The sequence below is a fragment of the Rhizobium sp. 01L419 genome (assembly GCF_056400025.1).
The window spans coordinates 668,131-679,616 of sequence record NZ_JBFTSM010000002.1; the positions used below are offsets into that span (position 1 = coordinate 668,131).

7 protein-coding genes and 3 pseudogenes are annotated in these 11,486 nt (G+C 59.4%); 3 read left to right on the plus strand and 7 right to left on the minus strand.

What is annotated here, in order from left to right; all coding sequences use genetic code 11:
- Positions 1-3: 3 nt before the first annotated feature.
- Genes AC1DUP_RS06880 through AC1DUP_RS06890 form a run of 3 tightly spaced genes read right to left on the minus strand, consistent with a single transcriptional unit; the run spans position 4 to position 2,722 of the window.
- Positions 4-1,548, minus strand: coding sequence for a haloacid dehalogenase-like hydrolase (locus AC1DUP_RS06880; RefSeq protein ID WP_113307573.1), 1,545 nt, complete (start codon positions 1,546-1,548; stop codon positions 4-6).
- Positions 1,548-1,733, minus strand: a complete 186-nt coding sequence (locus tag AC1DUP_RS06885) for a hypothetical protein (protein WP_113307574.1) — start codon at positions 1,731-1,733, stop codon at positions 1,548-1,550. Before AC1DUP_RS06885 ends, AC1DUP_RS06880 begins: the two co-directional genes overlap by 1 nt.
- Positions 1,730-2,722 (minus strand): glycosyltransferase family 4 protein, encoded by a 993-nt coding sequence (locus AC1DUP_RS06890; protein WP_477832267.1) that lies wholly within the window; start codon positions 2,720-2,722, stop codon positions 1,730-1,732. The genes AC1DUP_RS06885 and AC1DUP_RS06890 overlap by 4 nt, the downstream gene beginning before the upstream one ends.
- Before the next feature lie 938 nt (positions 2,723-3,660).
- Here AC1DUP_RS06890 and AC1DUP_RS06895 point away from each other — a divergent pair.
- Together AC1DUP_RS06895 and AC1DUP_RS06900 are read left to right on the plus strand one after the other, a co-directional pair.
- Positions 3,661-4,983, plus strand: a complete 1,323-nt coding sequence (locus AC1DUP_RS06895; RefSeq protein ID WP_113296521.1) for an O-antigen ligase family protein — start codon at positions 3,661-3,663, stop codon at positions 4,981-4,983.
- Positions 4,980-7,109 (plus strand): right-handed parallel beta-helix repeat-containing protein, encoded by a 2,130-nt coding sequence (locus tag AC1DUP_RS06900; RefSeq protein ID WP_113307576.1) that lies wholly within the window; start codon positions 4,980-4,982, stop codon positions 7,107-7,109. The genes AC1DUP_RS06895 and AC1DUP_RS06900 overlap by 4 nt, the downstream gene beginning before the upstream one ends.
- Before the next feature lie 663 nt (positions 7,110-7,772).
- Here the strand turns inward: AC1DUP_RS06900 and AC1DUP_RS06905 are convergent.
- A pseudogene (locus AC1DUP_RS06905) lies at positions 7,773-7,989 on the minus strand (IS481 family transposase); the annotation flags it as partial.
- Positions 7,990-7,997: 8 nt separating this feature from the next.
- On the opposite strand from AC1DUP_RS06905, the pseudogene AC1DUP_RS06910 reads away from it, so the two are divergent.
- Positions 7,998-8,216: pseudogene (locus AC1DUP_RS06910) on the plus strand (ATP-binding protein); the annotation flags it as partial.
- A 156-nt stretch (positions 8,217-8,372) separates the two neighbouring features.
- Here AC1DUP_RS06910 and AC1DUP_RS06915 read toward each other — a convergent pair.
- The 3 genes and pseudogenes from AC1DUP_RS06915 to AC1DUP_RS06925 all read right to left on the minus strand — a co-directional run.
- Positions 8,373-10,568 carry a choice-of-anchor Q domain-containing protein gene (locus AC1DUP_RS06915; protein ID WP_113307578.1) on the minus strand — a complete coding sequence of 732 codons (2,196 nt, stop codon included), beginning with the start codon at positions 10,566-10,568 and terminating at the stop codon, positions 8,373-8,375.
- Between the two features lie 421 nt (positions 10,569-10,989).
- Positions 10,990-11,216: pseudogene (locus AC1DUP_RS06920) on the minus strand (transposase); the annotation flags it as partial.
- A gap of 86 nt (positions 11,217-11,302) precedes the next feature.
- Positions 11,303-11,486, minus strand: a 184-nt coding sequence (locus tag AC1DUP_RS06925) for a hypothetical protein (protein ID WP_477832268.1), incomplete at its 5' end; no start/stop codon positions are given.

Sequence of the window (11,486 nt, forward strand, 5' to 3'; positions counted from 1 at the left end):
TAATCATTGCGCCCCCCCAAATCGGACGAGCGTTTCCCGCGTCACGTGCGCCTCCGCCTGCGGCGCTGGCCGCCCGGACCGATCGGGGCCGGACCCGGTCAAGGATTGCGAGTCTCGTTGCGGGCCACGATCGATCCACGATGCCCTTGCGACGACTGCGCGAAGCTCCCGTGCGGCTCGCAGCACGGCGAAGCCCAAGAGTGTGAGTGTCGGCCATTGCAGGAGGATTTCGACGCCCTGCTGGGCTGCGGCTAGGAGTGAGAGCAGGACAAGGAAGATCAGGTACATGAGATTATGCGGTAGATCCCATGAGCCGCCCCGGAGCCGGCGCACAAAGTAGGGCACAAAATTTTCGATGACGTGGGCACCGATTGCGGCCGGCGCGATCGGCACAATCGGCACGAGCGTTGCAAAAGCTGCGCAACGGGCGAACTGCAGACCGGCGTAGGGCCAGACGCGCGTAGCCTTATCCAGGCGGTTGAAAAAACGAAAGCAGAGCCACGTCGCAAACAGCACTGCAGTCCAGATGGCGCAGTCGATGAAGCTTGGCGGTTGTGGCCAACGCAGCAATGCGATCCCGCCAATGCCGGCCGCCGCCGCCCAGACCCAATGAGCTGCTTGCGGGATCGCCACCTCCACGTTCTCGAACTCGGCCGTCAACTGCGGACTCTCTTCGAACCGAGCTGCGATCCGGTCGTTATCTGCATAGCCCTGCTCATATACTGCCCAGAACGAAATCAACAAACCAAGCAAGCCGAGCAGGTGCAATGGCGGCACCGCCGCAAGCCAGATCGACGACAGGACCCACAGTACATAATCCTTCTGCAGGATGATCCGGCGGATATATTGCGCGTTCGGCCGCTTGATCAGCGTCAGGTACCGTCCGGGGATATAGAGACCGGCGAAGGCGGGCCGGTAGCGCGCGCGCGGCCAGATCGTGCGGACCGGATACGCGCATGCCTTGAGGACCGCCAGATCATTCAATGAATCGGTGAGACAAAGGCTGCGTTGCAGCGTCTCGGCGCCCAACGCCGCGCCCGCAAGCGCTAGCTTTCCATCTCGGCGATCCGTTGCGGTCCAGACGCGCGCCGCGACCACGCGCACGGAAGGAAGACCGAGCGCGGCGATGAGTGGAGTAACGATCGGCCGGAATCCCAGGGTTACAATGATGGGCAAGTTCGGCCGCGCATTCACCGCGCGCAGTAATGGCACATTCCCGAACTCGCGAACCAACGCCGTAACGCGTTTTTTCCAAATGAGTATCACCCAAGGGAAGAGCACAATAACGAGTCGGACGCGCCAGACATCTCGCGTCTCCGCTCCGGTCCAACGCCATGGGCGCAATAGATCGAGCAGCTTCAGGAGCATGTACGCCGCCAAGGCCGGTCGTGCACAGTCTATGAAATCTTCCGTAGAATTTCTCAGGTAGAGTGTCTCGTCAAGGTCGATCAGAAGCGGCCCATCGAAGTGTTGTACCGCCTCGATGGCCTTATCGGGTGTCGCGTCATATTCGCCAGCACCCAGATCTGAAGAGAATGACAACTCCATTACTTCTCCTCCGTATGGGTATCACCGGCACTCTGATCTGCAATAACAACACGAACGCCGTCGTTCAGTCCGCCTAAACGAAGCAGGCCTGGGCAGTCTTGGCTGACTGGAAGCGCGATCGCCTCTCGGACACTGCGCAGCGCGCGCTCTTTGACGGGTGTGGCGCCTTCCGGGCGGCCGGTCATGTCAGCACGTCCCTGAACCGTTCGTAGAGCGTCTCAAGTTTCGTCCGCGCGATCTCGGGGTTGTAGCGCGTGCGCGCCGCAGCGAGGGCGCCGGCACTCAGTATCTGGTAATCACGCCTTTCCTCCCACGCCTCCGTCAGCCTGTCCGCGAGAGCGTCCGCCAGCCGGAGGGTCGCCCCGTGGTAGGCATCAAGGTAGCCGCTCTCGGCGTTGCGGTAGAGCCAGCGCCACTTGCCAACCTCATCCTCGTTCTCGAAGGGCAGAAGCCAACCGGTCTCGCCGGGGATCACCACCTCCGGCATCACGCAGGTATCGGTGGCGATGACGGGCGTGCCGCCCGCCAGCGCTTCGACCGTAACGAAGCCGAAGGTGTCGTGGAAAGTCGGAAAGACAAGCCAGTCGGCGGCGTCCATCAGGCGGTGCACTTCGGCTAGGGGCTGGCGCCGGTGATGGACCACACCCTCCTGCGACAGCCGCGCGAGTTCGGCTTGGACATAAGCGGCGTCAGGCGGTCCCACATAGTCATCCGCCGACCATCCGAGGCTCGAGACAATTGTCGTCTCGACGGGCACGCCTCGCCCACGCAGAATCTCGTGCGCGCGGAGGACGACCGGCCCGCCCTTTCGCATGAAGTCGTACCCGACGAAGAGGAGGCGCAGCCGATCCGAATGGTGCTTCGGCCGGTCCCGGCGGATCGGCGTCGCCGGCGGGATCACGCACATCTTCGCAAGCAGGTCCGGCAGGCCGCTCCAGCCGTGGTGCTGCCGGCGGACCTGACGAACGGCGTAGTCTGAGAGCGCAACGATCCCAACGCAGCGCGGCTCCACGAGCCGATCCCGGAGCCAGCGCTCAAGCCAGGCGATCCGCCGATCCTCGGGCGTGCGAGGCAAGAAATCCTCGAAGGTCACAATGTACGGGCGCCGCGTAAGCAGCGGCACGGAGTTCCAGGTGTGGATAGCGTCGAAGCCCGGTTCGGGGATGAAGCTCATGCTGTCCACCCAGCCCCATCGGCCGAGCCGCGCGAGCGGAGTTAGTGCTCGCTGCACGAACCTCGCATTCCTCTGGCCGAGCGTTATGGCGAGGGGCACGTGGTAGCTGTGCCCTGTCCGTATCCGGATGGGTGCGTGCGGTCGGTCTGCCGGAGACAGCGCGCCGACCGCTACCGCGGCCTCCCGCTCAAGCGTCATAAGCGTTCTCCATCTTTCTTTGGCGGCGTCGCGTGAGTGGGCGTGCCGTCTCAGGCTTCCGCCGCGGCCACGAGGGGATGTCTCGCGGGAGCTGTCCGGTCCGACTCCCCCGCCTTACGACCACGACCTCAAAATGCTGCTCCAGGCAGTGCACATGATCCCGCATGTGCTGCATCAAGTACTTCGCGTATCGGGAATAAGGACTGTGGTCCCATTGGAGGAAGACCAGCTTCGGCTTGGTCGCAGACGAGGAGGCAGCAGATCGGGCCATCACAAACATTCCTCTGTACAAACATTCCTCCGTCCCTGCGGCTGTTACCCGAACGGCCCGCCGATCTGACCCCGCCACCGTCAAATGGCGGCCTGGTTACCGCGGATCGAGATTCGGTGATTGCGACCCCACCGGAAAGAACTGCGGCCTAGCGCGATGTCCTTCGCGGTATTGCATTCATCGCCAACCTACCGGCGATTGGATACGCGCAACACCTGCTCTTATGGGCAATCACGTGCATCCTGCCATCAACCCTCGGGAAGAGAAGTGCCTCCCAAGGGCTTAGCACCCCAAGGTCATTGGATAGTGTGTATGCGCGTTAGAGGTAGCCTCGCCTTCGTTTGTGTTTGTTGCACTGCGGATGTGACGGGACGATTGTTCCTTGGCGCAACCAAGAACGATCACATATGTCTTTCCAGATTGCTACGATCAACGATCTCTTGCCTATCCCGTTCAGTGGGGACCGACAATGAGAGCATATGGGCCTGGAACCGCGATTGGGCCGGTCATCGCTTGGCGGACCATCGAATGCTGGGGCGCCGGATTTTCCCTTTTTCTCCAAACGGGTGCTGTCTTTCCACTCATGTTGGTAGATGCCGGTGGCGCGCTCAGCGATCCGGCCAAAGCCATATTGCGCCTCCTTGTCTTACCCGTTTACGCGTTTACCGGATTGATCCTGATGCGGAATTTTCCGCAATTTCTCACAGCACTCAGGCGAAATCTGTTGTTACCCATCCTACTTGTTCTGCCATTTTTGTCTGTCTTGTGGTCAGTGAGCCCGTCAATAAGCTTGAGGCGCGCCATCGGCCTCCTGTTTTCGGTGCTCCTGGCCTATGTGTTGGCGATACGCTTCACACCGAGGCAGCTGCTTCTGCTCGTATTTGCGAGCTTGGGAACATGTGTCGTCCTCAGCGTGGCCATTCTTGGAGCGTCACCGAATCTCGCCCGCATGCCCTCGGACGGCGCTTTGCGGGGCATCTTCTTCAACAAGAACAGTCTCGGTTGGTATGCCGCCATCATGATACTGGTGGCGACAGCCGTGCTGATTGACGGTACCTTGGGCTGGCGGCGAACCGCTATCATTTTGTTGAGCGCGGGTGTCTTCTGTCTTGCGGGCTCCGGATCGATGACCGCGATAATTGCGACGGCATCGGCATTCTGCTCGCTCGGGTTCTACTCCATCTTGCAGAGAACCCGCGGCATCGGCCGCATCGTCATCATCCTGTTTTTCGTTCAAGTGTCAGTCGGCCTTCTCATTTCGCTTCACGAATTCCTGGTTCCGTTCCTCGAAGGGCTCGGCAAGGATGCCACTTTGACGGGCCGAGTGCCGTTGTGGGAGCTGGTCGATCGTCAGATAGCCGATCATCTGGCGCTCGGCTTCGGCTACCAGGCGTTTTGGACAGAAGCGAACCCCGAAGCGTGGGTTATCTGGTCAAAAATCCAATGGTTGGCCCCTCACGCCCATAATGGATATCGCGATACCATGCTGAGCTTCGGAATAATTGGAATGACCCTGTTCGCCCTGATACTTCTCCGTGCAGTACGCCAGGGCGCGATCCTTCAATGCCGTGATCCGCAGTATGGCTGGCTCTGGCTAAACGTCTTCACGATCATGATTTTGGTGATGAATCTGACCGAGAGCATATTTCTGGTCCAGAATGACGCCATTTTCGTTCTGTTTGCCACAGCCATGATCATGTTTTCGCTATACGCGCCCGTCGTTTCAGCCAGCTCCTGTCCACCGCGGCAGGCGCCCGCACGCAGCATGATGACGGAGCTGCAACTCTCATGAGCCTGCGCTTTGCACTGATCTTGAGCATTTTGCCTGCTACGCTCTTTCCGCAGCCAGGCAACCCGACATCGGTGAGGTCGGACGCAAATGCGCCCGACCAGATGCAGAGGACGCTCAGGGACGCGACCTGCGCGGAAGCTTCGGCGGCGACCTTATCGGCCAAGCTGAATGGGACTTCCTTGAGCGACGTAGTGACCGGCACATCCGCGGCAAAGGCAATGTTCTATGTTTCTCCGGATGGCGAGGACACCTGGAGTGGCCGCCTTCCCAGACCAAATCCTAAACGTACCGACGGTCCTTTCGCCAGCATTGAAAGAGCTCGCGATGCTGCGCGCAAGAAGGGTGGCCAAAGCACAATTGCAATGGGCAACGGAGACTATTATCTCGCTCAACCGATAGTCTTTGACTCTCGCGATGCTGGCCTGGTCATCACGGCGAGATGCAACCAGACGCCGGTTTTGCACGGGGGCCTGCTTGTGCGTCGCTGGACATCGCAGGCCGATGGCCGCTGGACGGCACCGCTGAGGTTACCGCCAGATCAGGCGGTGGGCGATCTTTTCGTCAATGGGGTCCTCCAAACCCAGGCCCGCTTTCCCAACGCGCCCATCGACGGAGATCCTCGCAAGGGATGGTTGTTTGCGGCCAAGTGCGAGTCGGATGATGAAGGCTGGGAAGGCAATACACGCTTTTGCTTCCGGGCCGGCGATCTTCCCGCCTTGGGAGATGCCGCGGGACTTGTCGCCCACATTGTTGGTGGCTTTCACCCTGGGAGCCAATGGGGGAGCGATACGCTCCCAGTGGTCTCAATCGACACTGCAAACCGAATTGTTCATACCAAAGGCACTGGCTATTTCTTCACGGCAGAGGGCAGCCGCTATTTCCTGAGCGGGGCGGCCGCATTCCTCGATGCCCCCGGGGAATGGTGGTATGATCCTGTTACAGGCCAACTCGACTACATACCTGCCGACCGGCCGTTCCCCGACTCTATCGTTGTCGCGGGCGTTCTCCCAACATTCTTTAAGCTGGAGGGAGCCAATGGCATGATTGTCTCGGGACTTCAATTTCGTGATGGAAATCCGCAAGGCAGCGGCAAATTCTTTACGGAAACCAGAGGGTTTGGCGCCATCAGGCTGGAGCACGCGGATGGCGTCAGGCTGCTTGGCAATGTCATCGAAAATGTCGGCGTCGGTATCCATGTATCTGAAAGCAAGGATGTTTTGATTGCCGGCAATGCGATCGCAGATGTCGCCGGTAACGGAATCTACATCGGCACGAGTTACGGCAGCTTCGGCAAATCGGACGGTGCCAGGATCCTGTCGAACCATATCCGCGACGTCGGAAGGGTTTACTTTGAGACCGCAGGCATATGGTTCCAGGCGGCCGACGATGTGAAGATCGCCGACAACCTGATCGAAGATGCTGCACAGTTCGGCATCACCGGCGGCTCGCTCTGGGGGCCGGAAGATGCAGTCCATCACGCGGTGATCGAGCACAACGTGATCCGCAACGCCAATCAGCAGACGGCGGATGGCGGTGCTATCAAGATGATGGGCGAGCAGACCGACCCCTTAGACAGCAGCATCCGATTCAATCTCGTGACCGGGACAGGTCATCTTATGAACAGGGCCGACGGGACGTTCTGGCCTACCGGATATGAAAATACCAATGAATGGCCGAGCCCCATCAGTTGGGCGATCTACACCGATGGTAAGGCTAGCGGCGTGCGCATCGAAGGAAACACGCTTTCGGGCAATGTATCGGCGATCGGCATCAACGGCGGCTGGAGCAACGTCGTGACAGGAAACGTCATCGCACACGGATCAGGCGCGGCTTTTCGCGTCGATGACAGTACCGGGCGGGATTGGCATCCATCATGGGCGCACCCAAATCGCATCGAGGACAATATCGTGTCGGTCGATAATAGCAGCGGACTTGCAGCATATGTCTACGCTCCCGGCCATAAGCGCGGATATGTGCAATTCGCGCGCAACCGCTATTACGGCAATCTGAACGATAAGAGCTTCCGAATAAGCCCGAAGATCATGTCTTCAGGGGAATATGGCAGCCTGAGGGATCTTCAGAGGGCTGGAACCGACACAGGCAGTGTCGTCGCGCCCTCCGAGTAAGAAAAGCGGCCGCGACGCGCGGTGTTGCTGTCGGCGATGACGTGAAACCGGCTGCATATGTTGCAAAGGTCCCGCTTGATCTCGAATTTCCATCCCCGATCGGGAAAACCTCGCCGCCAAGGCGTGCTCTGCCCTCCGCCAACCGGACCAAATACGAACCGCGGACCGAGGCCGCCGAGAACGGAAGGCCAGCGCAGACCGGTCCATGTCAGGTGGTGAATGACATCGTACCGATTTTCAGCGTGCAACCAGGCCGCCGTTTTACGGGCGGTCATCTGCCATTTGTAGTAATGCTGACGGATTCCATGGGCGTTTTCGTATCCAGGTCCAGGCCGGCCAGGAACATCGTGCCAGACAGAGCTCAGACCGCTCGGCACCTGTCGCTTGTCGCAATAGCGCTCGATCGCCGCACGATGACGACTGCCGCAGGTAAGAACGGTGATATCATAACCCTGGCTGGCCAGTTCCAGAACGAAATTCCAACCCTTGCCCAATCAGGATCCCGCGTCTGGCTCGCAGGTATAGGCTGACACGAGTATGCGCATCAAATCAGAATCCAGTGGTCTGGGACAAGGCAGGCGCTCCAATGATGGGTGGGACGATATTGTTGACGGTGAGCCGTGTCATCACTTCTGGGCTGAGTGTGCCCGAATGCCGGGATGGCGATGGCGGCCTCTTTCTCAAGGGAAAGAATTGTCGAATGTGGTTCCTTCGTGCCTGTCGGCAGGTCGACCAACGATGTCCGCTTCTTCCATTTAGCGACAGTCTTCTGATTGATCCCGTAGCGCTTCGAAAGTGCTCTCAGGCTCTCTTCACTATTTTGTATTGCTCGACGGATTGCCACTGTCGTCGTGGCGCTCCCGTGTAAAATCTGGCCCAAACACCTAGACCGGTGCGGAATTATTGTTCGAACCGATCTCGCAACACTACGAACGAGGTGCCACCTTGATCACCAGCAACCTTCCGTTCGACGAATGGACGGAGACCTTGGGATCCGAGGGCCTGACCGGCGCTCTGCCGGACCGCATCACCCACCACTTCAACATCCTCGAGATGAATGGCGACAGCTATCGCCTCCAGCAAAGCCGCGCCCGAAAGGCCGGCTGACGTCAGTCGAAAAATCCCAGCGCGCGGATGAGGCCCCCGCTCGAGCTACGCCCTCCCGGTGGGCTCATCCGCGCGCCGAAGTAGCCGATTGTTGCGCGCTGCGTGATCGTTAGCGCGATTGTTGTGGCGATCGGACGACCGCCACAACGGGTATCGTTACAGGAGAAAATCGCCTGTCTCAAGGTGGACGAGACCCTTCATCTGAATCTCGAAGTCAGAAACGCCGTCGCCGTTCAGGTCGCCCTGGATAACGGTAGTATCGTTCGCGGATCCAGCCTTGTCTTCATAATGCCAGGCGAGCGCGCCAGCCTTGTGGTCGAAAGAGGCATCCTCCTGCGCCAGGAAATGGAAGGTTCCATTGCCCTGCGCAGAGCCATTCCCGTCCATCGCCGAGAGGTCGATCTTATCGGCGCCGTGCTGGAAGTCGGTGATGACGTCCCGGTTCGAGCCGAGCCCGGCTTCCGCCGGTGCCTTGAAGATAAACATATCCGAGCCGGCGCCACCGGTCATAATGTCCTTGCCGGCGCCGCCGTTCAGCTTGTCCGCGCCAGCCGCGCCATCGAGAACGTTGCTGCCGCTATCGCCGGTCAGCACATCGTTGTAGCTGGAGCCAGCCAGGTTTTCGATGCTGACGAGCTTGTCACCGGTGGCATACCCGCCCGATGCGGCCCCAGTCGCCAAGTTGACGTTAACAGCGGCGGAGCCCCAATAGCTTGCCGTGTCGTTGCCGTCGCCACCATTGATGGTGTCCGCGCCGGCGGCGCCGTTCAGCTTGTCCGCGCCAGCCGCGCCATCGAGAACGTTGGCGCCGCTATTGCCGACCAGCACGTCGTTATAGCTGGAGCCAGTCAAGTTTTCGATGCTGACGAGCTTGTCACCGGCGGCATGCCCGCCCGATGCGGTCCCGGCCGTCAAGTTGACGTTGACAGCAGTGGAGCCCGCGTAGGTGGCCGTGTCGTTGCCAGTGCCGCCGTCGAGCAGGTCCGCGCCGGCACCGCCCTTCAACACGTCATTACCGGCCATACCCTTGTAGGTTTCGTTGCCGCCGTCGGACTGGCCGTTATGTGGCATGGTGTCGTTGCCGTTGGTGCCGGTATATACCTTCGTCCCCGTGGTTGGCGTCCCCGGTTGCGTCGGCGTGGTTGGCGTTCCCGGTGTCGTGTGGGAGCCCGATTCGTAGGCACCGACATCGACAGTTCCAACGACGCGAGCGTGGCCGTCCAGATCAACCGTATCGAGGCCGTACTTGTCGGTTCCGTGGTCGATCGCCACCGAGCCGGCGCCGAGGTGGAAGTCGCCGTTCGCCGCCGCCAGGAATTTCGGATCGACGCCGAGCTGGTTGCCGTTCGCCGCGCTCGGCATCGGGTTGCCGCCGTCGGTCTTGACCGAGGCCTGGCCGGCCGTGCCGTTATAGGTGACGTTGTTGGCCCAGACCACGTTCTTGTTGCTGTAGCCGCCGGTCGAGGTGTTATCGATCGCGGTGTTGTTCTTGTTCAGCGATGGGTCCGCTACGGCGATGTTGTTGACCCAGGTATTGTTGCTCGACTGCGAGTTGCTGAGTTCGCCGCGCCAGGTGCCGGTGTTCTGCGGGTCCTGATTGTTGTGGTATGCGGTGTTGTTTGCCACCGTGACGGAGTCGCTCCAGGTCACCTGGATGCCTTTGCCGCCGTTCTCGTAGACGAGGTTGCCCTCGACCAGGGTCTTGAATGTATAGTTCGGATGACCGCTCGCCTGCGTGCTCTGGAAATCGTCGATGATGATGCCGTTACCATCGGTGTGCGCACCCGACTTCGTGACGTTGTCGTGCGATATGTTGTTGCGCACGATCGTCCGGTAGCCCTCCGTCGAGGTATCGCCGGTAATGTTCCGGTTTTGGTAGATCGAGATACCCGAAAACCAGCCCGACGATGCGTTATTGTAGGTCTCGTTCCCTTCGATTTTGAGGAAGTCCGACTGGTTGAACTGAATGCCCGACTCCCCGGCGTCGTGGACCTTGTTGTTGAGAATTGAGACATGGTGGACGCCGTCCCCTTCGATGCCGTCGCCGGGGCCGCCCTTGATGTCGAAGCCATCGATTGTCACGTAGTTGGCGTTGACAGTGATTGCGTTCCACGAGCCTGCGGGCGGCCGGATCAGCGCCCCGCCCGGCACTTCCGAGCGCAGCGTGATGTCGCCTGCAGCCGAGCCGTCCTTGTTGATGTTGATGGCCTCGTTGTAGGTCCCTGCCTTCACCACGACTTCGTCGCCGGGTTTAAGGTTCGACGACATCGCCTCGCTGATCGTGCGGAATGGAGAGCCGGCACTGCCGTTACCGCCACTACTACCGGTCGTCGCTACGTAATATGTCGTCATGATCTTGCTCCTCAACCTTAGCGTTGTGTTTGCCGATTAATATTTTTGGTTAATCAGCCGTTACGGCGGGGGGTTATAGGACGGCATCCTGGAGGTTGCAACAGCAACTCAACAGTAAGCCCTTGAGAATTATAGCCATATTGCTGCCACATTATCTGAATCGATCCGAAGTTACGTTTTGAAATACTTGTTGAATTTCGCGTTTCCAAAACTGTGGCAGTATAAATGTCTCGCATGCCGCGAATTATTCTTTATGCAACTATAGCGAAATGCTTCCATTGAAAACATTAGGGAAACCTGATGGGCGTGGCTGGAATCCTCCCGCCAGAGGCAGAATCGACATTTTTTTCTAAATTTAACTAATTTGGGCAGCGTTGCCTTGCCGATTGGCACTGATCGAGATGGCAATGGGAGGGCATGAGTCGGGCACGCCCATCTCGATCCAGCGGTAATAGCGCCGCTTCACCGAGCGATAGTCGCCAAGCCGCTCGGGCAGATCTCGCCAGCGACCACCGGAACGCTCCATCCACAAGAGTGCCTCCAAAAATGTTCGACTATCCGTGCGGGGACCGCGCTTGCCTTTGGTCCCACCCGGCACAAAGCCCCTGATGCGCTTCCATTGATCATCTCGAAGTGCGTGCAATCCATCACCGACCTCCAGAAGTCAGTGTTGAATCTGATTTGCTCCAGCCTCTGGAGGGTTCTGTGAGGTCCGGGCGCRTTGCGTGCGGCATTCACTGATCCTCATTGAAGCCGGATTGAGCGAAGGTGTCAGGCGAAGTGAGAAACTGACCCCCTAACGAAATGAAGAACTGCCCCCTCGTTTCAGAACGAGGAGAGATGGATGATGAGCTTGACTTCAGGGCATCCTGCATTGTCGCGGACAATGCAGGGCGAAGATATGCTTCAGGCAGATGA

Bases quoted from the DNA above. Each gene is read 5' to 3' on its own strand.
- AC1DUP_RS06885 (WP_113307574.1), bottom strand. From the start codon at position 1,733: ATGACCGGCCGCCCGGAAGGCGCCACACCCGTCAAAGAGCGCGCGCTG.
- AC1DUP_RS06890 (WP_477832267.1), bottom strand. From the start codon at position 2,722: ATGAGCTTCATCCCCGAACCGGGCTTCGACGCTATCCACACCTGGAAC.
- AC1DUP_RS06900 (WP_113307576.1), top strand. From the start codon at position 4,980: ATGAGCCTGCGCTTTGCACTGATCTTGAGCATTTTGCCTGCTACGCTC.
- AC1DUP_RS06895 (WP_113296521.1), top strand. From the start codon at position 3,661: ATGAGAGCATATGGGCCTGGAACCGCGATTGGGCCGGTCATCGCTTGG.
- AC1DUP_RS06880 (WP_113307573.1), bottom strand. From the start codon at position 1,548: ATGGAGTTGTCATTCTCTTCAGATCTGGGTGCTGGCGAATATGACGCG.
- AC1DUP_RS06915 (WP_113307578.1), bottom strand. From the start codon at position 10,568: ATGACGACATATTACGTAGCGACGACCGGTAGTAGTGGCGGTAACGGC.